This is a genomic window from Flavisolibacter ginsengiterrae DSM 18136 (assembly GCF_059568575.1).
In genome coordinates, this window is the sequence record NZ_JCANTR010000015.1 from 24414 (window position 1) to 49545 (window position 25132).

19 protein-coding genes are annotated in these 25132 nt (G+C 42.2%); 13 read left to right on the plus strand and 6 right to left on the minus strand.

Features of this window, described 5'->3' with window-relative positions; genetic code table 11:
* Positions 1-609 precede the first annotated feature (609 nt).
* The 10 genes from ppsA to BP74_RS15360 all read left to right on the plus strand — a co-directional run bounded on the left by ppsA (position 610) and on the right by BP74_RS15360 (position 15774).
* Entirely contained in the window at positions 610-3051 is a 2442-nt protein-coding gene (gene ppsA / locus BP74_RS15315) for a phosphoenolpyruvate synthase (RefSeq protein WP_496375232.1), read from the plus strand.
* Positions 3052-3094: 43 nt separating this feature from the next.
* Complete coding sequence (locus BP74_RS15320) at positions 3095-3547, plus strand: protein-disulfide reductase DsbD domain-containing protein (RefSeq protein WP_496375233.1); 453 nt, start codon at positions 3095-3097, stop codon at positions 3545-3547.
* Between the two features lie 61 nt (positions 3548-3608).
* Entirely contained in the window at positions 3609-5612 is a 2004-nt protein-coding gene (locus BP74_RS15325; RefSeq protein WP_496375234.1) for a protein-disulfide reductase DsbD family protein, read from the plus strand.
* 11 nt (positions 5613-5623) lie between these two features.
* Complete coding sequence (locus tag BP74_RS15330) at positions 5624-8590, plus strand: M16 family metallopeptidase (protein ID WP_496375235.1); 2967 nt, start codon at positions 5624-5626, stop codon at positions 8588-8590.
* Positions 8591-8601: 11 nt separating this feature from the next.
* The gene (locus BP74_RS15335) at positions 8602-9681 is read left to right on the plus strand and encodes a PLP-dependent cysteine synthase family protein (RefSeq protein ID WP_496375236.1); all 1080 of its coding nucleotides are present in this window, start codon (positions 8602-8604) and stop codon (positions 9679-9681) included.
* 111 nt (positions 9682-9792) lie between these two features.
* Positions 9793-10776, plus strand: a complete 984-nt coding sequence (gene trxB / locus BP74_RS15340; protein ID WP_496375237.1) for a thioredoxin-disulfide reductase — start codon at positions 9793-9795, stop codon at positions 10774-10776.
* Between the two features lie 191 nt (positions 10777-10967).
* Positions 10968-12110 (plus strand): histidine decarboxylase, encoded by a 1143-nt coding sequence (locus BP74_RS15345; RefSeq protein ID WP_496375238.1) that lies wholly within the window; start codon positions 10968-10970, stop codon positions 12108-12110.
* A gap of 5 nt (positions 12111-12115) precedes the next feature.
* A complete protein-coding gene (locus BP74_RS15350) occupies positions 12116-13540 on the plus strand; it encodes an L-serine ammonia-lyase (protein WP_496375239.1) in 1425 nt (474 codons plus the stop codon).
* A gap of 731 nt (positions 13541-14271) precedes the next feature.
* Positions 14272-14523 (plus strand): ACT domain-containing protein, encoded by a 252-nt coding sequence (locus tag BP74_RS15355; RefSeq protein ID WP_496375240.1) that lies wholly within the window; start codon positions 14272-14274, stop codon positions 14521-14523.
* A gap of 6 nt (positions 14524-14529) precedes the next feature.
* A complete protein-coding gene (locus BP74_RS15360; protein ID WP_496375241.1) occupies positions 14530-15774 on the plus strand; it encodes a hypothetical protein in 1245 nt (414 codons plus the stop codon).
* Between the two features lie 599 nt (positions 15775-16373).
* Here BP74_RS15360 and BP74_RS15365 read toward each other — a convergent pair.
* Complete coding sequence (locus BP74_RS15365; RefSeq protein WP_496375242.1) at positions 16374-17159, minus strand: transporter; 786 nt, start codon at positions 17157-17159, stop codon at positions 16374-16376.
* Between the two features lie 902 nt (positions 17160-18061).
* Between BP74_RS15365 and BP74_RS15370 the strand changes: the two genes are divergently transcribed.
* Entirely contained in the window at positions 18062-18964 is a 903-nt protein-coding gene (locus tag BP74_RS15370) for a DUF1338 domain-containing protein (RefSeq protein WP_496375243.1), read from the plus strand.
* Between the two features lie 434 nt (positions 18965-19398).
* On the opposite strand, the gene BP74_RS15375 is transcribed toward BP74_RS15370, so the two are convergent.
* From BP74_RS15375 to BP74_RS15390, 4 genes are all read right to left on the minus strand, one after another.
* Positions 19399-19584 carry a hypothetical protein gene (locus BP74_RS15375; RefSeq protein ID WP_496375244.1) on the minus strand — a complete coding sequence of 62 codons (186 nt, stop codon included), beginning with the start codon at positions 19582-19584 and terminating at the stop codon, positions 19399-19401.
* On the minus strand, positions 19574-19813 hold the full coding sequence (locus BP74_RS15380) for a hypothetical protein (protein WP_496375245.1): 240 nt from the start codon (positions 19811-19813) through the stop codon (positions 19574-19576). Before BP74_RS15380 ends, BP74_RS15375 begins: the two co-directional genes overlap by 11 nt.
* Positions 19800-20213, minus strand: a complete 414-nt coding sequence (locus BP74_RS15385; RefSeq protein ID WP_496375246.1) for a DUF5675 family protein — start codon at positions 20211-20213, stop codon at positions 19800-19802. Before BP74_RS15385 ends, BP74_RS15380 begins: the two co-directional genes overlap by 14 nt.
* Positions 20214-20563: 350 nt before the next feature.
* The gene (locus BP74_RS15390; protein ID WP_496375247.1) at positions 20564-21319 is read right to left on the minus strand and encodes a hypothetical protein; all 756 of its coding nucleotides are present in this window, start codon (positions 21317-21319) and stop codon (positions 20564-20566) included.
* A 133-nt stretch (positions 21320-21452) separates the two neighbouring features.
* Here BP74_RS15390 and BP74_RS15395 point away from each other — a divergent pair, with 133 nt between their 5' ends.
* Positions 21453-21668, plus strand: a complete 216-nt coding sequence (locus BP74_RS15395; protein WP_496375248.1) for a hypothetical protein — start codon at positions 21453-21455, stop codon at positions 21666-21668.
* Positions 21669-22127: 459 nt separating this feature from the next.
* On the opposite strand, the gene BP74_RS15400 is transcribed toward BP74_RS15395, so the two are convergent.
* Positions 22128-23555, minus strand: coding sequence for an AAA family ATPase (locus BP74_RS15400; RefSeq protein WP_496375249.1), 1428 nt, complete (start codon positions 23553-23555; stop codon positions 22128-22130).
* Between the two features lie 946 nt (positions 23556-24501).
* Between BP74_RS15400 and BP74_RS15405 the strand changes: the two genes are divergently transcribed.
* Positions 24502-24852, plus strand: a complete 351-nt coding sequence (locus tag BP74_RS15405; protein ID WP_496375316.1) for a YegP family protein — start codon at positions 24502-24504, stop codon at positions 24850-24852.
* Positions 24853-25132: the final 280 nt, after the last annotated feature.

A 25132-nucleotide genomic window follows, 5' to 3' on the forward strand; every position in this document is an offset into this window, starting at 1 on the left:
TCTTCGCGTCTTAGCGTCTTTGTGGCAATCTTCCCCGTGTCCCTCTGTGTCGCCCCTGTCCCCGTGGTTCAATTCAAGTGGTGAGCCCGCGAACCATTTCTCCGTTGCAAGCCTGCGCCGCAACCTTTCACATTCTTTTGTATCGTCCTTTAGTGAGCCTGCTAACCCCTTTGTGCATCTTCGCGCCTTCGCGTCTTCGCGGCAATCTTCCCCTTGTCCCTCTGAGTCTCTCTTGTCCCTTTTGTTTCAAATAGTGAGCCTGCGAACCCTCTTTGATTCTAAGAAATGTTTGCTATTTAGATGCATCTCAAACCTAAAGAACTACAAACTACAAACTACGAACTACAAACTCTCCCCGTGTCCCTCCGTGTCGCCCCTGTCTCCGTGGTTCAAAATCCTGGTGAGCCTGCGAACCAACTTCTTTGCGTTCCTTCGTGCCTTAGCGTCTTTGTGGCAAATTCTCTCTGTGCATCTCCGTGCCCCTGTGTCTCTGTGGTTCAATATCCCGGAGCACCCGCGAATCAATTTCACCCTCACCTAGTACTTTATCAATCTTGAGGCGTCTTCAACTCGCGAACCTAATAAAATTGAGAAAACGATTGCTTTATTATGCTAACTAACGTTGTAAAACTCCACCAGGTCGGTATGAAAGACCTTGATCTCGTCGGTGGTAAAAATGCCTCTCTGGGGGAAATGCTCCAAAACCTTACGAAACTAGGGGTTAACATCCCCGGCGGATTTGTCATCACTGTATCAGCTTACCAGGAATTTATCCTCCACAATAACCTGGACGAAAAGATCCGTGACCTTGTTCGCCAGATAGATTACAAGTCTGTAGAATCCCTGCGCCGTGCAGGTCTGCAGGTAAGAAATCTTATTAGGAATGGCCGTTTTCCAACAGCCCTCTCGCAGGAGATTATCAATGCGTATCTCGAACTTTCGCAGATTTATCACCAGGAAGGCACAGACGTTGCCGTACGTTCTTCTGCCACCGCCGAAGATCTTCCCGATGCCTCCTTCGCGGGTCAGCAGGAAACTTACCTCAATGTCAGGGGACCGGCAGCCCTCATGGATGCGGTACGTAACTGCTTCGCTTCGCTCTTCACGGACAGGGCCATCTCTTACCGCGAAAGTTTTCATTACGATCATTTTGCTGTAGGCCTTTCCGTTTGCATACAAAAAATGGTGCGCAGCGACCTGGGAGTAAGCGGTGTGGCATTTTCATTGGACACTGAGAGCGGGTTCAAAGATGTAGTAGTCATCAATGGGTCCTATGGACTGGGAGAAATGGTGGTACAGGGAAGTGTATCCCCCGATGAATTTATTGTGTTCAAGCCGGGAGTTAAAGAAGGTTATGTCTCCATCATAGAAAAGAAACTGGGTATCAAAGACCAGAAGATGGTGTATGGCGATGACCCCGATGAAAGAGTTAAAATCATTCCGGTAGACAGGGCTTCACAGGAGCGATTTTGCCTCGATGATGAAAAGATCATGCAGCTCTCCCGATGGGTCATGTATATTGAAAATTATTATACCAATCTGAAAGCCCATTGGTGTCCGATGGATGTAGAGTGGGCTGTCGATGGCATTACCAGTGAGCTCTTTATTGTGCAGGCAAGGCCTGAAACCATTCATTCCAGGAAGGCCTATGATTCCCTCACTGAATATGTCATGAAACCGCACCAGGCAAAAGAATTGGTCAGGGGCATCGCGGTAGGAGATAAGATCGGCACCGGCAAGGTAAAGTTCATGTTTTCCCTGGATAAAAGGGTGCACGAAGGACAGGAATTCAACGAAGGCGATGTGTTGGTTACCGAAATGACAGATCCCGATTGGGAGCCTATCATGAAAAAAGCTTCCGCAATTGTTACCAATAAAGGGGGTAGAACCTGCCATGCAGCTATTGTAGCCCGTGAAATGGGCGTGCCGGCAATCGTCGGCTGTGGCAACGCTACTTCCATCCTGGTTGATGGCGACCATGTTACAGTATCCTGTGCAGAAGGGGATAACGGTATTGTTTACGAAGGCCAATTGGAATTTGATATCGAACATACCCAACTCAGGGAACTGCCAGCCATCAATACAGCCCTCATGTTAAATGTGGCTTCGCCCTCGTTGGCATTCCGTTTTTCCCATATCCCAAATAAAGGGGTGGGACTGGCCAGGGAAGAATTCATCATCAATAATTACATTGGCATTCACCCGCTGGCATTACTAAAACATGGCGGGTTAAACGATAAGGAACTTACCCAAACCATACGAAAAAAGATTGCCGGCTTCAGGGATGAAGAAGATTTTTTTATCTCTAAACTATCCTATGGCATTGCAAAAATTGCATCAGCCTTCCATCCCCATAAAGTGATCGTTCGGTTTTCTGATTTTAAGTCAAATGAATATTTCAACCTCTTGGGAGGTAAGTATTTCGAGCCCCATGAAGAAAATCCCATGATAGGATGGCGGGGCGCCAGCAGGTATTATTCAGATGATTACAAAGCAGCCTTTGGCCTCGAATGTAAAGCCATTAAAAAGGTCAGGGAAGAAATGGGACTAACCAATGTAGTCGTCATGATTCCCTTCTGCAGAACAGTGGAAGAACTGCTGAAAGTTAAAGAGGTCATGGCTGAATTTGGCCTCGTACCTGGCAATGATGGATTAGAGCTTTACCTTATGGCAGAAGTACCTTCCAACATTATTATGGCCGGTGAATTTGCCAGGCACATTGATGGTTTTTCCATTGGTTCCAACGACCTCACGCAATTGACACTGGGCCTTGACAGGGATTCCTCTTTAGTAGCACATTTATACGATGAAAGAAACCCGGCTATCAAAAACATGATCAGCCAACTTATAAAAGCAGCAAAGGCTTCAGGGGTCAAAGTGGGTATCTGTGGCCAGGGTCCATCCGATCATATTGATTTCGCCCAGTTCCTGGTGGAAGAAGGGATCGATTCTATATCAGTTACGCCCGATTCAGTCATCAAAACCATCAAAGCCATTCATTCTATAGAGCAGAAAATAAAAACTAAAAAAGAGAACTTATTATCTGTGTGATAATAAAATAAGATGCATCATTTATAACCTTATAAATCTTTACATGAAAAAAATAATCTCCGTTGCCTTGAGCTTGCTGATATGGGTTGCCGTCAGTGCCCAGGTAAAAAATCCAGTCCAATGGACCTTCAGTTCCAAAAAGATCAGTGCTGATCGCTATGAAGTGCACTTGACAGCCACTATCGAAAAAGGTTGGCATATCTATTCGCAAACTACGCCCGATGGTGGACCGGTACCCACTTCCATTGAGTATTTGAAAAACCCTTTGTTTACCCTCGATGGTACCACCAAAGAAGTAGGTAAAATGGAACAGCACAATGAACCTTTATTTGGGGTGGACGTAAAGCAATTCTCAAACAAAGTAGATTTTGTGCAGCAGGTTAAATTAAAGAGCAAAGCGAAAACAGTATTGAATGGAAGTATCGAATTCATGACCTGTAATGATCATGAATGCCTGCCGCCAAAAGCGATAAAATTTTCAATCCCTGTCAAATAATGGTTTGACTACACATCATTATAAATGGAAAGTTCATTGTTAATATCAAATAAGAACTGCTATGAATGCTTTTTTTAAGCGATTGATTCTAATTCAGCTTGTATTCTTTTCATTGCTTGCTCATGCCAATGATTCATTGACAGTTCAATTCTCGTTCGATAAAAAAAGAGCGAACGATAACCAGGTGGTTGTTGATATCAAAGCCATAGTTCCTGGAGGAGTCAAGCTGTATGCTTTACAAAAATTCCCTGAAGATGCTTTATATTCTACCATTGAGTTTGATGCTGCAAGTGCAAAACACCTGGTCGGCCCTGTGCAGGAAACCGGTGGAGTTAAAAACGAAAAGGATAGCACCCTCGGAGCTTCTGTCAACTATTTTACAGATTCTGCCAGGTGGAAGCAAATGCTAAAATTAAATCCTAATGATAGCCTGCTGTTGAAAGGAACTATCAATTACATGTTGAAAGAAGGGGAGGAGTACATCTCTCAAAAAAAGGACTTTAAAGTTTTTATCAAAGCAGCTGACATCGAAACGAAGCCTGCAACCTCCGTTGGCGATCATTCGCTTCTTTGGATTTTTCTATCTGCCTTTGCTGGCGGTCTGCTGGCCCTGCTCACTCCCTGTGTGTATTCAATGATTCCTGTCACCGTTTCCTTTTTTACTAAAAGAAGTAAAACAAGAAGCCAGGGCATTAAAAATGCCTTGTATTATGCCGCATCAATTATTATCATTTTTACTTTACTGGGATTTTTAGTCACCCTGATCTTTGGTCCTGCAGCATTAAATAACCTGGCCACCAATTGGATCGCTAATCTTGTCTTCTTTGCCTTGTTCCTTCTTTTTGGTATATCGTTTCTGGGTGCCTTTGAAATTACATTACCTGCTTCCTGGTCCACAAAGGCGGACAGCAAGGCAGGTACGGGAAATTTCCTGGGTATCTTTTTTATGGCGCTAACGCTTGCAGTGGTTTCATTTTCCTGTACAGGCCCCATCATTGGCAACCTCCTGGTGCTTGCTGCCAAAGGAAGCTATTGGGGGCCACTTACAGGTATGTTTGGCTTTTCATTGGCCCTCGCACTGCCTTTTGCATTGTTTGCATTTTTCCCTTCTAAATTGAATGTATTGGGCAAAGCTGGCGGATGGCTGAATGCAGTGAAGGTTACCCTTGGCTTTTTGGAACTGGCCCTCGCATTAAAGTTTTTATCAAATGCCGATCTGTCAAAAGGATGGAGACTATTGGACAGGGAAATTTTCATCTCGCTATGGATCGTCATATTCGCGGTCCTCGGCCTCTACCTATTGGGTAAAATAAAACTGCATCATGATGATGAACTGCCAAAGAACGATTTTGGCTTGCCCTACCTGAGCGTTACCAGGTTACTCTTCGCCATTGCTGCCTTCATGTTTTCAGTATATATGATCCCGGGACTCTGGGGCGCTCCGCTCAAAGGTATTTCAGCCTTCGTTCCTCCAATGGGTACACAGGATTTTACATCTTCAGGAGCTTCATCACTTCATGCTGTTTCTGCCGCTAGCATTGGTGAAACCGGACCGCCACGCCCGCAGAAGTACTATGAAAAAATGAGGATCTATGAACCTGAGGTAGTCACCAAATATGGTATGGTCACTTATTTCGATTATGCAGAAGCCCTTGAAGTAGCAAGAAAACTAAAAAAGCCATTGATGCTCGACTTCACCGGTATCAACTGTGTCAACTGCCGAAAAATGGAAGGCCAGGTATGGAGTGATCCTAAAGTGATGCAGCGGCTGAAGGAAGATTTTGTTATTGTCTCCCTCTATGTGGATGTCCAGAATATTGACCTCCCGGAAGCAGAACAGTATTATTCTAAAGCACTGGGAAAACAGGTGGAAACATTGGGAGACAAAAATGCAGATATGCAGGTTACAAGTTATGGGGCCAACACACAGCCTTATTATTTCTTTATTGACGGCAATGAAAAAAAATTAGTGAACGAGGGCTATGGGTATGACCCCGATATAAACAAATTTATTGAGCTGCTCGATGGCGCTAAAAAAGCCTACCAAACAACCAATCTTAATTAATTCAAAATAAAATGATGCGCATTCTAAAAACCTTCCTGTTTCTTATTTGTATTTCAGCTTCCTGTTCCACATGGGCGCAGAATAAATATATATGGAAGCAGGCTGAATCTGCAGGTTACTCATATAAATACGTAACCAACGATCCGGCAAATACCCGTTTTTATACATTGAAAAACGGGTTATCGGTTATCCTGTCTCCCAACAAAAAAGAACCACGAATCGCCGCACGCATTGCTGTTCGTGCAGGCAGCAACACCGATCCAAAAGATCATACAGGTCTTGCCCATTATTTAGAGCATCTTTTATTTAAAGGCACCGATAAATATGGTTCGCTGGATTGGTCTAAGGAGAAGCCCTACCTCGACCGGGTAGAGAACCTCTATGAAGAATATAATTCTACAAGAGATGCCCTTCAGCGAAAAGCAATTTATCATACCATCGACAGTGTTTCAGGCATTGCGGCTAAATACGCTATTGCCAATGAATACGATAAACTCATGGCTTCTGTGGGTTCTCAGAATACCAATGCACATACCTGGGTGGAAGAAACGGTATATGATGAAAATATTCCTTCCAATGCCGTTGATAAATTTTTAACCATCCAGGCAGAACGCTTTCGCAATCCCATTTTCCGCATTTTCCATACCGAGCTGGAAGCTGTGTATGAAGAAAAAAACCGTTCGCTTGATAACGACCAATGGAAAATTCAGGACGCCATGCATTACCTGCTGTTTCCTACACACAACTATGGACAGCAATCTACCATTGGTACCATTGAACATTTGAAGAATCCATCCTTAAAGGCCATACGTGATTATTACAACAAGTTCTATGTGCCGAATAACATGGCAATCATTCTTGCCGGTGATTTTAATCCCGACCAAATAATTAAAAAAATAGACGCTGCTTTCAGTTACATGCAGCCACATCCCGTCGAAGGATATAATGGACCAGTTGAGGAACCGGTTAATGGACCCATTATAAAAGAATTATACGGTCCTTCTTCCGAAACCATGCGAATAGTGTACCGCGTCGGCCCCGCAAACTCTAAAGAAGCAGATTTGGCCTATATCACTTCTTCCATCCTTTCTAATGGCAAAGCGGGCCTGCTCGATCTGAACCTTAACAAACAACAGAAATTGTTATCTGCAGGTGCAGGCGTCAGGCAATACAAAGACTATGGCATTTTTATGTTTCAGGGAACGCCAAAGCAGGGGCAAACACTGGAGCAGGTGAAAGACTTGCTGCTTGATCAAATCAGTTTGTTGAAAAAAGGTCAGTTTGATCCCACCCTGGTCAAAGCCATCGTGGCCAACCTTAAATTGTCCGAAATGCAGGCACAGGAAGACAACACTGCCCGCGTAGAAAATATAGTGGACGAATTTATTAAAGACCGTGGCGAGCAGTGGGACAGGAATGTTTCTTTCCTTGATAATGCTGAAAAACTCACAAAAAAAGATATAGTTGATTTTGCAAATAAATTCTTTACCGATAAAAATTATGCAGTCATCTATAAAAGAAAAGGTGAAGACAAGAGCCTGGTGAAAGTGGAAAAACCACCCATCACACCTGTTGAAACCAATGCAGGCAAACAATCTGATTTTGTAAAAATGATCATTAAGGATCCTTTGCCTTCTATTGCCCCTGTATGGATTGATTACAACAAAGACATTAAGAAATCAAAAGCTGGAATAGCCGATGTGCTGTATGTGCCCAACAAAGACAACAGCTTGTTCCGCTTGCATTATTATTTCAACCAGGGCGCATGGAACAACAAAATGCTTCCAATCGCCTTATTGTATTTGCAATTCTTAGGCACAGATAAATATTCCTCCGAGGATATTACCAAACAGTTTTACAACCTCGCTACCAGCTTTGCCACAAATGCTGGCAATGAAGAAACCTCTATTACCATTAGTGGACTGCAGGAAAATTTTGATAAAGCCGTAAGCCTCTTCGACCAGTTATTGCGCCATTGCAAACCAGATGAAACCGCATTAAGCGCACTAAAAGATCGTATGTTGAAATCAAGGGCCAACAACCTTACCAACAAGCAGGCCATTGCACAGGCAGCAAGGTCTTATGCATTGTATGGCGAAAACAATCCTTTTAATTATGTGCTTACAAATGCAGAAATACAGGCCTTAAAGGCTGATGACCTGGTGGCTTTGTTGCATGCATTACCTGATTATAAGCATGAAGTTTTGTATTATGGCCCTGCCCCCGTTGCAAAATTAAGTTCAGGCATCACCAGGCTGCATAGTTTACCTAGAACATGGACAGCCACACCGGCAGCAGTTTCCTTCCGGCCATTGAAGCTATCAACCAACCAGGTGCTTTTCACCGATTACGATGCTGTTCAGTCAGAGATTTATTGGGTGAAGGACCTTGGCAGGTACAATGCAGGTCAGGCCGCTAAAATCGATATTTATAATAATTATTTTGGTGGCGGAATGGGCTCCGTTGTTTTCCAAACCATTCGTGAATCCAAAGCGCTGGCTTATTCCACTTTTGCTATTGTACAATCACCCCGTAAAAAAGAAGACGACTATACCTTCATTGGGTATGTGGGAAGCCAGGCAGATAAAATGAATGATGCCATCGCCGGCATGAACGATCTGCTGCAAAAGCTGCCGGTCATACCTCAGAACTTTGATAATTCAATCAAAGCCCAGAAGAAAGATATTGAAACGGAACGCATCACAAAAGACGATATTATTTTCAATTACCTCGCTGCCCGCAAACTCGGGTTGAACCAGGACCTTCGCAAGTCCATCTATGCTGATCTCAACAAATTAACTATTAACGATCTGGCAAATTATCACCGCACCCAGTTTGAGGGGCAACCATTTGTCTATACTGTTATAGCGTCAGATAAAAAGATCAATGTGGACGACCTGAAAAAATATGGTCAGCTCAGGAAATTATCCCTGGATGAATTGTTTGGGTATGATAAAAATGTAAACAAAGTCTTTTAAATAGCTTCCCGATGAAACTAATGAATGAAACGGAATGCACCTGTTACGACACAGGCATGCCTGCTTCCATAGAAGAAATGATCGACAATAAACTGCAGCATTTGTGGCACATGATCGGCAGCACGCCCATGCTGGAAATTTCATACCGGTATAAAGGAAATTGCCGTAAGCTCTATGTCAAATGCGAGCATTACAACCTTACTGGTAGCATTAAGGACCGCATGGCCTTATACATTTTGCAGAAGGCTTACAAAAACAACCTCATAAAGCCAGGTAATGTCATAGTAGAAGCTACCAGCGGCAACACAGGCATTTCCTTTTCTGCTATTGGCAAGGCTATGGGCCATGAGGTTAAAATCATTATGCCCGACTGGCTGAGCAAGGAAAGAATGGATATCATTAAAAGCCTTGGTGCCGAAATAATCCTTGTTAGTAAAAAGGAAGGTGGGTTTTTAGGGAGTATACAATTGAGCCAGCAGATGGCAGCAGAGGACAATAATATTTTCCTCCCAAGGCAGTTTGAAAATCTATACAACTGTGAAGCACATGAAAAAACTACCGGCAAGGAAATCTGGATGCAACTGCAGTCCATTGATTTGACACCAACTGCTTTTGTAGCGGGTGTTGGCACCGGTGGAACCATTATGGGGGTTGGAAATTATTTGAAAAAAAGAAACCCTTCAGTCAGGATTCACCCATTAGAGCCTGCCGAATCTCCCACCTTGTCTACAGGATATAAAGTGGGTTCTCATCGCATCCAGGGCATCTCCGACGAATTTATTCCTGCCATTGTTAAATTGAATCAACTGGATAAGGTCATCAAAGCTTCAGATGGTGATTCCATTATTATGGCGCAAAAACTATCCACCCAGCTTGGCCTGGCTGTTGGCATCTCTTCCGGTGCTAATATCATTGGAGCCATTCAATTGCAAAATGAATTAGGAGCGGAATCTGTGGTTGTTACAGTATTTAGCGATAGTAATAAAAAATACCTGAGTACAGACTTAATGAAGGAAGAACCCGTCAAAGAGAATTATTATTCCAGCGATGTAGAGTTCCTTGACTATAGGGCTATCAGCAGGTATCAATAAAACTATAATACACTTAAAGCGTTTTCTCATAGTGATGTAGTAATCGGTTTTGTCCTTTGCTTGAATCAGGGGAGTATTTCTATACTTCCCTTTTTTAAAAATTTAAAGAGAATGAATAATCATATAGAAAAAGTTAACCTATTGATCATAGGCTCCGGGCCGGCAGGATACACTGCTGCTATTTATGCATCCAGGGCCAATTTAAATCCCGTTTTGTACCAGGGCATTCAGCCAGGCGGGCAATTGACCATCACCACAGATGTTGAAAATTATCCGGGCTTCCCCCAAGGCATCCAGGGACCCGAGCTCATGGTACATTTCGAACAACAGGCTAAAAGAATGGGCGCCGATATTCGCTACGGCCTGGCAACAAAAGTTGATTTTTCTGCGCATCCTTATAAAGTGCAGATTGATGAGGATAAATGGATAGAAGCCAATGCCATCATTATTTCAACAGGTGCTTCTGCCAGGTGGCTGGGACTGGAAAGCGAACAACGACTGAACGGTTATGGAGTAAGTGCCTGTGCAGTATGTGACGGTTTTTTCTTCAGGGGAAAAGAGGTCGCCATTGTGGGAGCAGGTGATACAGCTGCCGAAGAGGCACTATACCTCTCCAAGCTTTGCTCCTCTGTACACATGATCATTCGTCGTGATGAAATGCGCGCCAGTAAGATCATGCAGGATAGGGTAGCGAATACACCGAATATCAAAATGTACTGGAATACGGAAACTGATGAAATCCTGGGAGAAAAAGTCGTTGAAGCTGTTCGTATCAGGAACAATAAGACAGATGAGACAACTGAAATTCCGGTCAGGGGATTTTTTGTGGCAATAGGGCATACTCCTAATTCAGAGATCTTCAAGGGATTCATTAATATGGATGATGCAGGGTACATTCAAACCATTCCGGGAACTTCAAAGACTAATGTAGAAGGCGTTTTTGCTGCTGGCGATGTGCAGGATAAAATATACCGGCAGGCTGTTACCGCCGCAGGTAGTGGCTGCATGGCTGCCTTGGATGCAGAAAGATATTTAAGTTATAAAGAACATCAGAGGGAGCTCGTTACCCTCCAATTGGTTACCGAAGAAGCCTGACACTGCAACTGACCTTTTCACAGTATTACTTTAATTAGAATCAATGAAACCCGATTACCCTGTAAAATATTTCAACGATAAGCGTCTTTGTTTTATCCATCTCCTGGTGGCCATGGCAGAAGGATCATTCTTTTACAGAGTTGATTAATTCCAACTGGTAAAGCATTTTTTAATTTCTAATTTTTTAAGCCATGCAATCTTACACATCAAAACTTAAAACATTCCTTGCCAATATAAACGAACGGTCCAAAACCTATATTGGTTACCCCGCCTCCGGAGATTTTGATTATTCCGAGCTCTATCCCTTTTTAAATTACAATCTCAACAATGTCGGCGATCCCATGATGGATGCGCATGTTGACATGCATACCAAAACCTTCGAAAGGGAAGTGTTGCACTTCTTTGCCGATCTTTTTCATGCTCCTCAGAATAATTGGTGGGGCTATGTTACCAATGGAGGCTCAGAGGGAAATTTGTATTCCTTATACCTGGCCAGGGAGTTATATCCCAATGCCATGGTGTATTATTCAGAGGCCACGCATTATAGCATCCAGAAAAACATCCATCTATTGGGCATGTCCAGTATCAGCATCCGTTGCAACGAAAAAGGAGAGATGGATTACAATGATTTTAAAGAAACCATACAGATGTACCGGCACCAGCCGGCGATTATTGTGGCCAACATTGGCACCACCATGTTCGAAGCAAAGGATGATGTAACGGTGATCAGGAATATCTTAAAATCCTACGCTATCAAAAACCATTATATCCATTGCGATGCAGCGCTGGCAGGCACCTACCTCGCCTTATTGAACGAAGGTGGTTTTGATTTTCGCTTCGGCGCAGATAGCATTGCCATTAGTGGTCATAAATTTATCGGCTCACCCATTCCCTGTGGAATAGTATTGGTTAAAAAGTCAAATAGAGATCGCATTGGCCGGGCTGTTTCTTACATTGGAAACATTGACACCACCATTACCGGCTCACGCAACAGTATCACGCCTTTATTCCTTTGGTATGCCATCAATAAACTAGGAAAGAATGGGTTTCTAAAGCGTGCCATTGAAAGCCTTCGTGTAGCCGAATATGCCGTTGAAAAATTAAACAGCATCGGCATAGCAGCCTGGAAGAACCCCAATGCATTGACCGTTATTTTTCCATCACCTTCCAATGCCATATGTAATAAATGGCAATTGGCCAGTGAAAATGGAATGTCTCACCTCATTTGCATGCCCGGAATAACTAAAGAACAAATAGATGCCTTTGTCAGCGATTACCAGAATTCAGGTAATTCATCAATTGATGTAGCACCAATCGGTTACTTATTAAATTAACGCGCTTGTCACACGAAGCCATTTCAGTTTTCGATATGTTCAAAATAGGCGTGGGGCCTTCCAGTTCCCACACCCTGGGTCCCTGGCGTGCAGCACAGCGGTTTATTCAAACACTAAGGGACAAAGATCAACTGCAAAAAGTTACAAGCCTCAAAGTCCTTCTGTATGGGTCTTTAGCCAAAACCGGTAAAGGGCATGGCACTGATGTAGCCGTGCAACTGGGTTTGTGCAATGATGATCCTGTTAGTTTTGATGTGGAGCAGATCATTCCAAAGGTAAACGACATAGCTGCAGGAAAGCGATTACTGCTTTCGGGTATTCACGAAATCGTATTCGATCCGGCAACAGAGATTGTTTTTCTCTTCAACGATTCGCTTCCTTTTCATCCCAACGCTTTAAGTTTTTTGGCAGCATTTCAAAATGGGGATACTATGGCTGAGACCTATTATTCTATAGGCGGCGGATTTGTAGTGAGGGAAGGAGAGATCAATAACAATGAACAGATCCATCTTCCTTTTCCTGTCAATACATCTGGTGATCTATTACACTGGTGCATGAAGACTGGTCTGGCCATTCATGAAGTTGTAATGGAAAATGAATCCTCCTGGAGATCCGAAGCAGAAACGAGGAAAGGAGTGCTTACAATTTGGGAGGTCATGCGTGACTGCACTTACCGTGGCTGTCATACTTCAGGCATATTGCCAGGTGGGCTCAATGTAAAACGAAGGGCTGCAGAACTAAATAAAAAATTGCTTGCAGGCAAACCCTATAATTCTCATAAAGAATGGTTTGATGCCATCAGGGCAGGAGGCCATTCCTTTCAATACATCCTGGATTGGGTCAGTTGTTTTGCCTTGGCGGTGAACGAGGAAAACGCATCTTTTGGCCGCGTAGTCACAGCCCCCACCAATGGCGCAGCGGGTGTCATCCCGGCCGTTCTGCATTATTATATTGTTTTTCACCCGGACATTACAGAGGACAAGATCATCAGGTTTTTACTTACGGCATCTGAGGTAGGTAGCATTTTTAAAAAGGGCGCTACCATCTCAGCTGCCATGGGTGGTTGCCAGGCAGAGATCGGCGTATCTTCTAGTATGGCGGCTGCCGCCCTTACCGAGGCATTGGGCGGCACACAGAGGCAGGCATTGATGGCAGCAGAAATTGCCATGGAGCACCATCTGGGAATGACCTGCGACCCCATAGCAGGCCTCGTACAGGTGCCTTGCATTGAACGTAATACCATGGGCGCCATTAAGGCCATTACCGCTTCCCAACTGGCACTGCAAAGCGCTCCCGATTTTGCAAAAGTATCTTTAGATGCAGTAGTAGCCACCATGTGGGCCACTGCCCTGGACATGAACACCAAATACAAGGAAACCGCCGAAGGTGGCCTCGCCCTGAACATTCCCCTGAGCCTCAGTGAATGTTAGAAATAAAAAACCTTTAAACCTACTGTCATTGGTATTGCCACTAAGACGCAAAGGCACTAAGTTGCACTAAGAATTGAAGTATTTTTGAACCACAGAGCCACAGCGGCACAAATCAGCACAAAGGAAAGTATAAGACAATGAATTACTAAAACACCCTTCCCCAAGGTAACGACAACCCAAAAACACTCCAAACTAAAAGACTGTTCCAGCGCCTCATTGCGGGTATTCGATTCCTCTGCCGATTGTCGTTAACGAAATCTCCGCAATTCAGCGCCTTCAGCCTCTCCGCATAGCACGTGATCGATCTAAGTAATCTTCGATACAGTAGTGAAGTAAACACAGTCAAGGTAAGACTGTAGTCGTATTAAATTTACCAATCAATAGTTCTGACCGTTGTGCGCTGGCCCCCGCTGGATACGCGGAGCGTTTATGCCAGCGGTGTCCTTTTTGCTCCACTTTTTGGACAAGCAAAAAGTGGAAATAATAAAAATTGCCGAAGGCAACCCCCTCAATAAATATTTATTTCCCTACCCCAATAGTACTATCACTCCCCACAACCGTCAATCAACCTTGATACCCCAATCTATGCACATACTATTTACAATACAAATCTCCTTCATTATTATAGTCGCAGTCATTAGCCCAATGCCTGGAGGAGGAGTCTGTATGTAAATTCTTAAATAAATTTCTAACTGACCCGCCTCCAACAGGCGGGTTTTTTTATGTCAATTATGGAACAATCAAAATTTATAGTAATCATCAATGCCGAAAAACACCAGAATGTTTTGGTCCGTATCCTCACCATCCTCAACCGGCAACGGTTTATCATTACCCAGATGGCAACTCAATTGGTAGATACTGATGATATTCTAAGGGTGACACTACACATTTCAGAAAATAAGGAAAAAGTATACCAGATATCAAAACGACTTAATAGGGAAATTGATGTTTTGGATGTAAACCTCTATGAACAGCTCAAATAATTCTGTATGAAAAATCGAACTACAAAAGAGCTGCATCAAATGATCAGGAGTCTCAGGAAAGGGGAGAAGAAGAGTCTCACCAGCTATGCCGGTCGCAATTCCCGCCATGGAGATTTAAAAATAGTATCACTGTTCAATGCTTTAAATAGAATGAATACGTATGAGGACTATGAACTCATTCAAAAATTAAAAGGCTGTAATAAGAAGCAGCTGCCCAATATGAAGCTTTCGCTGTTCAATATCATTCTGGATAGCTTACGCATAACAGGCGTTAGGGAATACCCCATTTTGCAATGGCACCAGCTCATGGATCATATTGAAATATTACAAAGGAAGGGATTCAGTTCGCTGGCATGGAAGTCTTTGAATAAATTAAGATCTGTTGCCGCTGAATATCACCAGCTGCACTATAGCCTTCAGGCCTTGCACACCCGCAGGAACATAAACCTTGAATTAGGATTGGGAGATATTGAAACTTTTACGGAAGATCTTCAAAAATTGACCGGGGAATTATTAGCCTACGAAAAATATTCTGCTATGGCCTTAAGGCTTGAAAACTATTATAAGCAATATGGATCCATTCAACAAGAGGGATTAGAAAAAATGGTACTTGAATTAAATATTGTGGATCCTGGTACTATTGCAGGCTTAAGCTTTTATCCCAGGAGCTTTTTTCTAAATGCCCAGGTTATCTATTATCGTTTAACAAAGAATGTTGACTTGTTTTACGCCTCTGCTTTAGAATGGCTGGATCTGTTTGAATCCTTTCCAAAAATAAAAAAGCTGGAAACCGGTTACTATTTGCACTGTGTACTAATGGTAAACGAGGCTGCCCTCGCCGCCTGCAAAAAGGTCAAAATAGTTCAAACATCCAAAACCCTGGTTCAATCTGGCCATCAGTATTATAAACTCTTAGGTAGTTTAAATCTTTGTCTCTTTTCCGGCAAGGCAGATAATGATTTATTCAATGAGTTGTATAAATCTTTGGAAGATATTTCCAATAAAGAACGAATACTGGTGCTCTGTCATAAAGCGGCCCGTCTTTGTGCAATAGAAAACAACTGGTGTCGATGTCTGGATTTCACCAACAAGGGTATGAGGCAAGATGACAATCTCAGGTTAGATTTACAATATCATCTACGACTTCTCAACTACCATGCACATTGTCAATTAGACAATGATCAATTACTCCCTCACCTCCAAAAATCCTTTAAAAGATTCCTGCAATCCCATGCACAATCCAGGCAATAAAGAAAAACGAGTATTGAAGAGTTGAAGTTACAAGTTTGCAAAAACTTTTATTCCTGGTATTCTATCCTAATAAAATTCATAGTGAGCCTGCGAACTACCATTGCCCACTAAAAAATGCCTGCTATCCAAATGCATCTCCAACCTAAACAACTACAAACTTCAAACTATAAACTAGAAACTCTGTATGTGCCTATGTGGTGAAAATTCTTTTTCAGATCTAAAAAAATCTCTGAAATAAATATGCATCTCCAACCTAACGAACTACAAACTATAAAATACAAACTACAAACTTTCTATATGCCTATGTAGTAAAATCAGTTGGTCAGCCTGCGAACTCTTACCAGGTAGAAAACAGGTTACACATAGAAACATAGAAAACTAGTTATTGTTAACTCTTTGTGTTACTACGTGCCTTCGTGCCTTTATAGCAACCCCGTGTCTCTCCGTGATTCCGTGTCTCAGTGGTTTAAAACTTTGTGAGCTTGCGAACAACCTTAGCGTTCCTTCGCGCTTTCGCGTCTTAGCGGCAAAATTCTCTGTGCCTCTCCGTGCCGCCCTGTCCGCGTGGTTCAAAATCCCAATGAGCCTGCGAACCATTTTTAATTCGACTTACCAACGGGTACACGGAAGGAAAAACCAATGGCGATATAGTTTTTAAGTGAAGTGTTTTTTGTAATACCAAAACCACCAGATATATCTGCCTTTACATTATTTGAAAAATTGTAGGCAATGCCTCCATCTGCGCAGTGCTGCGGATGATTGTCAGCATTAAGAAAGCCAAATAATTCTACATAAGCATACCATTTCTCACCAAGGTTGAAACCGGGAGCCAGGGTATATATATAACTGGGTGAGCCATCTTCTTCACCATCCCATTCCATTCCGATATTATAGCCCAATGAAATATTATCAGATAAACTGTTCTGCATGGTAAACCTGAAGTTGGGTCCCCATTTAGGTTGCCTGAACTCTTTATATGCTGCTTTAGGAATGGAAGTATGAGCTATAAGGGAGGTTTTGGGTATCAAACCTCTTTCTTCCCAAAGAGCGATCTTACCACCCACTTGTACCGGTTGCAAACCGGTACAAGTGCGGTTCTCAGAAGAGATGATAAGAGGTGACTGTTCGGTTACATATTCCGTTATCAGACGTAATTCAATCCTGTTGCTGATTCCATACTTATTCAGCATAGTAGGATGGATAAAGGTCTTGCTCCCATCTTTTTCGTTCTCTATATTAAACCCCGTTTCAGATTGAAACCATCTTTTGGGAACCAGGTAAGGGCTTTCGGTCTGGTCGGGCCGGTCCGTTTCTATCTTTTCGGTTAACTGCGCATTGGTAGCACCGGTGAATAATATAAATCCACCTAACAATATTTTTCTCATTTTCTTGAAGTATGATTTATTTTGGACGAAGCTATGGATACTCAACTTGGCAGGTAATTGCCGCCATTAGGCTTTCCCAATTCTGACTCGGGGAAGTCAAAACCGGCGATATTTACTTTTGCATACTCGCCTGTTGTTTAAATAACAGATCTATTTTTTATGGAAAGAAAAACTACAAAATTGCTTGTTTTTCTACGGAGGCTGGCATTACCGCTTTAGATGAATTAGAAAAATAAAAGGGTAAGTAGAAACAAACCCTTGTTTACTTTTTATGCTTAAAAATTAACTATCTATAAAGACGTTTCAACGGATCTTCAATACTATTCCTGTATAAAATATTATACTGTATTACATATTAAAGCAATAAAAGCGATGGCTCACCCGTCCTTGCAAGTCCAACCTATGTGTCTATGAGGCAAATTCCTCATAGTGAGCGAAGCAAACCCTATTGCTTCATCCTAAGAAATGCATGCTGGTCAAATGCGTCTTTCCAAATAATAAAAAAGGGGTATGTCCTCCATACCCCTTACAACTACCGAAATGAAAAATGGAATAATTCCTACATCTAATGACTATTCGCGTAACAAAAAGTACTATAAGTACCAGGTATATATTCAGGCCAGGTCTAAAACACATTCAGCAATAATCCAATCATTTTATTACCAAATAATTGTTACCTCAATGTAAAATAGTACCTCGGTAAACTGCAATCGTCTTTACGGTGCAGAGATACGATGAAGGTCTCTACATAAGGTTATATATGACGGGGTAAGTTTCTACTTACCCCTTTTTAACTGTGTGTTTCCTACACGTATAGATTTTGGAAACATCATCAACAATTACATTTGCACCACGCAATTTCTTTCTGAAGAAATTGTATTGATTGCTTAAAACCTTGCTATATGAACAAATCAACAGGCCTCCGCCTCATTATGGAGGGTCTCGTAAATCGCTATGTACAACGTGTTCCCGAAGTGTCCAGGATTATTGATATAATGATCCGCGAAAGCATCATCAGTTCAGAAGATGAAATTCAAAACGATCACATTGCCTTTCGCACCTTAGGTGTCCCCAACCTGGGAGTAAAGTCATTGGAGAAGATCTTCCTGCATTATGGATACACTAAAAAGGACCATTATTATTTTCCAGGCAAATGCCTCGATGCCTGGTGGTTTGCACCGCCATCAAAGGCATTTCCAAGAATTTTCATTTCAGAATTAAGGGTCTCCGATCTCAGTCCCAGGGCCGAATCCATTATTCGTGCATACACTGGCTCTATCAAAAAAGATCCCGTTGATTTGCTGGATTTAGGCGATCCCCATGCCGTTGACCTGTTTCTGCATTCTTCACTCTGGCGCATACCTACGCTGGCAGATTATGAAAGTCTTGCATCGGAAAGTGAGTATGCAGCATGGGTTATTTACAATCGCTATTACCTCAATCATTTTACCATAGCTGTTCACAATTTGAAGAAAGGGTATAACACTATTATGGAGTTTAACCAGTTCCTGGAAAAGCATGGTATCATTTTAAACGATTCCGGTGGCACCATAAAGCAAAGTGCAGATGGGGATCTGTTGCAAAGCAGCACCATTGCCCATATGGTAGAAGCTGTTTTTGCCTATGGTAAAAAAGGTTTGATACCTGGCTCATACGTCGAATTTGCAGAACGCCGTGTATTAAAAAACTTCAGCGGTTTACCCCTTGACAAAATAACTGATGAACACCGCCGTGAAGGCTTTGAAGCTGCCAATGCCGATAAAATATTCGAAAGCACCTACCTTGAACAAACAGGAAGAAGATAATTACCGAAATATGTTTAAAGCAAAAAAGGACTTACCATGCGTAAGTCTTTTTTCTTTATAATTCTTATAAGGTAAAACTGGTTACTTACATAATACAACAGTGCAATAACCAGCCATTTTTTTGTGCCCCTTCGCGCCTTCGTGGCAAATTTACCGCGACAGTAGAGCTTCTCTATGTGCCTATGTGTTCCCTTTGTGTTCTATGTGGTGAAAATAAATAGTGAGCGAAGCGAACCCCCACCTTTCATCTAAGAAAAGCCTGCTATTATAAAGCACCTTCCACCGAAAAAACTACAAACTATAAACCAGAAACTACAAACTCTCTGCTGTGTCCCTCTGTGTCGCTCGTGTCCCTGTGGTTCAAATTCATTGAGCCTGCGAACAAAGAAAAGGGGCCTTTCAGCCCCTTTATCCCAAATCACCAAAACCAAAAACTATTTTTTAAACTTCCCCACTAAAATTTTTAATAGCAACGACACGCTAAAGCTCACAATTGCACCCACACCAGCCAGCACTACCGTTTTCAAAACCTCCGTGGTACTCAGGTTCAGAAAAAAGATGAACAAGGTGCCACCCAAAGTGCCGGCCTTGGTATTGGTATCAACTGTATTATGGTCCATAGCTTTCAATATCTCCAGGTGACGCTTCATCGTATATAGCCGTCTGACTTACAGCACTGGCCACCATACTGGCCACACCCAGGTATCCCGCTATTTTCACCAGTACCACAGGTAAAGCCACTGGCGCTGTCAATAGTGTACCACTCACTGCCGCCAATATCAATCCTATTGTGCGTACTTTTTTAAAAAATGATGGAGTAGGAGATGTTATCCTTTCACTCAGCTTCATACATATCAGATTTAATAGTGAGAAAAACTTTATTGCCTTTATCCAGTTCCGGAACCACCCGTTTTCTTAATTTTTCCAGGGCCTTCCGTGATTGTGATCCTTTACCTTCTGCAGTTAAAATAGAAACCGGAGCAATACAGCCGTTCAGCTCTTTTTGAGCATCATTAGCAGCATGAATTAATATAAGACTACGCCTGTTAACATTCAATAACTGTAAGTGATGTTTGAACCTTGGGCTGTATCTTTTAGCAAGGGCATACCTGCCTTCCGGTATGCACGAGATGCGGGACTTGTTATCAAGCCATGGAAGTTCTATCGTAAAACAGATACGTTCACCATTATAATAAAGTTCTCCATTGCATCCATTCGGGAAATACACCCTCACCTGCTCCAGTTCCATTTCTTCTGCATTTGCCTATCCAAAAATTCCTGGCCTAAGAAAATTACTTCGAATAAGTATCCTTAACCTAAACCAATCTCATATTTTAATTCCCCGTTACATTTCCAGGCTTTCCCAGCAATCTCTGTGTCCTTATGTGTCTCCCATTTGGTGTCAATTCTTTGGTGAGCCTCCTAACTCTTTTTTTCATTTAGAAAAACCGCCTTTGAAAAGCCTCTCCAACCTTAAGAACTACAAACTTCCTCCGTGTCCCTCCGTGTCTCCGGTGTCCCCGTGGTTCAAATCCTGGTGAGCCTGCGAGCTCCTTCGCGTTCCTTCGCGTCTTAGCGCCTTCGTGGCCAGGCGGAGGCCTACACTCCGCTCACCCCAACAATCGCCAGCGAGTTAAAAGCACCGTTCTTCAACGGGTACTTCACCCCATTTACATCCTGGAAAAACAACACACCCAGTAAAAGGAACAATACATGCGTACTATTCGCAGTGAAGTTATTAGACAGCGTCATTGGTGCAGTAGCAACAGTATCAAGTGGTTGCTGACCCGAGTCGCTTTGGCTCACCACATACACTTCATTTTCAAAATCAATCTCCGCGCCTGCCGACACCAACTGGTAATGTGTAGCACCTGCCGGTGCAGCAATCACGTTCGCGGGGATAAACGGTGCCAGGGTAATTTCAGCCATACCGGCCACACGATTGATGGTCGGTGTATAAGGAGCATACAAGGTAGAAGTCAGGCTAGAATTCGCATTGAATTCAAAATCCTGCAGCAGTTCCGCCTCTCCGTCAATTACGTTGCGCATTCCACGCGGGTTGGTTGCATCCATTTGTATCACTTTCAGCATGTCGGTGGTCAGCCGGCTTGTCACCCTTCGGTCCTTTGCGTTTTGAAGAATCGTACGTATAGCGGTGCGCAACAGTTTGCTCGCCTTGCCGGCGCGACCAAATTCGGCACCATTCTCCCGCGTACGCACAAAGGCAGGATCATTTTTAATACGGTTGCCATCCACGCCGCCTTTTTCCCTGGCCATATGGCCATCCCTTGATTTGTAAAAAGAAATGCCTCCCACAGTTCCTTTTAAGGTAATCACACCCGTCTGTCTTGCCATTGAATTATGGATTTAAAATTTTAATAATTATGCTGTTACAGATAATCAGGCTCAGCCATTATAATTACCTTTACTACAGCCACGTCTGCAAAGTTTAAATCGAAGTTTACCGGAAAAAAAGGGGAGAGGGAGAATGTGCAGTATGATGCAGGAAAAGATACCACCGCGCATGTGCATTTACATGAAAGATGTCATGAACATCACGGGGCGTAAAGAGCGTGCCGCCTGGAAATTAATGGCCGCCATCCGTAAAAAATACAATAAGCAGAAAGGTCAGTTCATCACCGTTACTGAGTTCTGCGAATACACGGGCATAAAAGAAGAAAGCATTCAGGTCTATCTTAAATAATGCAAGAAATTAATAGCATTACGAGGCTTTGGGCGTGCCCCGCCATCGCACAAATCCACCCTTCGGGTCGGGCTGTCCGCTTGTAGTCCTCGCCACAATATCCCTTGCACAATACCCTCAGCTGTGGGCTACCGCTTCCATCCCTCACGCGCGAGCAGAGGCAGTAACCTCTGGGACACCGACGAACGGTGATGAACAAAGTATTTTACTACGAAGACCCGAAAGTTTGTAAGTTCTTGGGTGTAAAATACTTTTTCATTGCCATTTGTCCTGGCGTTCCTGACTTACAAAATTTAATGGTCTTTATTAAAAAATCTTCAATTTTCATGTCAATTATTAAATTACATATACAACTGTCATATGTATTAAAAATCTTTATTTGATATATTTAGCTGTATGAATGTCTCCCAATAAGTTGGGAGCTTTTATTTCCATGTCGAGTTTTTTTTGCTGCTACCTTCATAGGCTCATTCCGTCATCAAACAACACATCCATGCTCAAATCATTTTGCACCATAGAAGCATAACTGTTGTTAACCAATCCATAGGTTGTCACCATGGTAAGATATATAGCTTTCTTGGTTCCCGTTTCTTCCCTGAATACCTGTATTTTATTGCGTAATGACGCTGCATAAGCTTTATCAATAGAAAAAGCACTCATGGAAAATTTCATTTCGCAAAGATTAATCACCTGGTCCCTGCGGTCTATCAAAAGGTCTACCTGTGCACCTTTTTCACCTTGTGATCCCTTCCATGCTGCAGTATGCGTTTGAACTCCGGATATGCCAAGGGCATTTTTAATTTGCTGTACATGCCCCAGGCAAACCTGCTCAAAAGCATAACCACTCCAGGCCCGCTGCGCCGGGCTGTCCAGGCTATTAATCCATGTATTTGTATCCAAACTGGATGTGCCATTTATCCACTTTAAATAAAACAGTGAGTAATGGTCGGTCAATTGATATAGCGATTTCTTTTCCTTAACTCCAAAAGAAGGGTAGTGCCTTATAAAATGACTTTCCTCCAGTTCTCGTAGTATTCTTGTAAGTCCCCCTCCATCAGATAGTTTTGTTTTGGCAACAATTTCCTGGCGGGTCATTCCCTTGCCTTTCTTTGCTAAGGCTTCTATTATCATTATATGATTGTCTGCATGTAAAAAAAGAGAACTATAGAGGTTGTTAAACTCTCCCCTTAAAAGCCCGTCTTCCGAAAAACAAAGCCGGTCAATATTCTGGGCTGCACTTTCATTATTACGTACAGCTTCCAAGTAGAACGGAATGCCACCCATAACCATGTAAAGCAAAAGAATATTATACCTGTCAAAGGCGGCCCCCCTGTTTTTAAAGAAGGCTTCTGTTTCAGCAAGCGTAAAAGGCTTTAAGCGTATCCGGTGCGTCACGCGGTTATGCAGCCCGCCCCGGCTGTTTATAAGATGGTGCAACATCCAGGCGGCGGCAGAACCGCACACAATGAGTACAATATCTTTACGGGCACTAGCCCAGCTATTCCAGAAATGTTCAAGCGCTGGTATAAACCCTGATCGGGGACTATCAAGCCAGGGAAGTTCATCCAGGAAAATGATCTTTCTTCCCTTTTTCTTGTCCAATGCTGCACAGAGCAGCGCAAAGGCATCCAGCCAACTTTCCGGAACATCACTACCTTCTTCATTCGGAAATGCTTTCAAATAGGCAAGATGAAAATTGGCAAGTTGTTGTGCCATCGATGCGCCTGCAATTCCGGTCAGGTAGTAATCAAACTTATTTTCAAAAGCTTCCCTGATCAGGTACGTTTTTCCCACCCTTCGTCGCCCGTATATAGCCACAAATGAAGAAACTTTCCCCTCCATTATGGAGCGCAATTCCCTCAATTCTTTTATTCTGCTAATCAGCATGCTGCTTTAATTTGGCGCAAAGATACCAAATTATCCAATTTTCAGCCAATTATACCATCATATTTGGCTGAAAACTTAATAAAAACCCTTTTTTCAGCCAACTTAAGCTATGTATGTATTATGGATATTCGCCTCACATTTTAGAGATCCATTGATACATCTCCTTATTCATTTAATACTTTGAATGCTCTTTAAGGTAATTTCAAAATCCTTTTGGCCTTACGTCCATATCCATGAAATAGTTCTTAATGTTATGTATCCACACTGAATGAAAATTTATTATTAAAGCCAATTTTATAACAATATGTAATCAAACAATAACTAGTACAACCACGTGGTCATACTAAGAGAAATTACTAATTCATATTTTGAAAATGTCGAAAATATACTGTAGTTGTGAATAGATAATATCTTCACCTTTGAATCCCAGATGATTGATCAATCAGCATATACAGAAATAAAATAAATCAAAAAGCGCCTTTGGAAGGCGCTGAAAATAATGTTAGTTAAGGTCCCGTCTGAATGAGGAAAAAACGCAATAAAAGTTCCAACCTTGAGCGTCCTCCAAATGTCAGCGGGGCTTTTTCTTTTGTAAAGAAAATACTTTTTTGACATTAATTACATATCCAGCCAGTTTTTAATCATTGCGTGCCATAATAAGATATTTCTGTTACCGACTATTTTTTGAAGTTGCCGGACATATAAAAGGTCAGTCCAGGTAGAAAGTTTTGCCAGATCATATTGAATTAGGAATATTATCTCTAAACTCCCCTTTCTATATATGTAAACTTATTAGCACATCTTTTATAACTTAAATAGTACTTAAACTTTTATTAATCGTCTTATATCTGTGACATTCCATTCTCGGGTTTTAAATTACTTTGGTATCAGGGGTCTGTTTCTACGGACCCTTGTTTATGTACGTTCTTCCCGTCGTAACCGACGCATGCAAAAAGATGCACCCCGTTTTATTATATACCGGGCATGCAATCGGTTGTACTATTTCAAATTTGTAGACCATAATGGCCAGACATTACTCAAAAGTGAAGGATATTTTCATTTTTCTAAATGCCAGTCCCTCATTATTCTGGTCAAACAAAATGTAATATTTATCAACCGGTATAAATGTCTCAACTCCAAAGAAGGTTATTATTTCGAATTATTTACAGCTTCAGGTAAATCAATAGCTAAAAGCAGTTTTTTCCCAACACATATTGAGAGAGCTCTGCAAATCAAATCTTTAATGCATTCTGCCCGTTTTGCCCCGGTTGAAAGCACAGTATCTGATCAAATTTGATAAGAAACCCCTTGTTTTTTATTTCTAAAACAGTTGCTCAAATTCTCTGATTTTAAATTAAAAATCCCCTGTAGAAACAGGGGATAATATGAAGTTGTTTAAAACTTCACATGAGAAAAAAGCGTCTGGTATAACTGTTTTGTACGCTACAAAATAGTAGTTAGATTATAAAAAATATGGTCTCATTTTTTGAAACCATATAAATAACGTATCATCCATTAAACGATGTTGATGAAGTCTCTATTTTTTTGCACAAGCCTTATTGGTTGCCTTTCCAGTG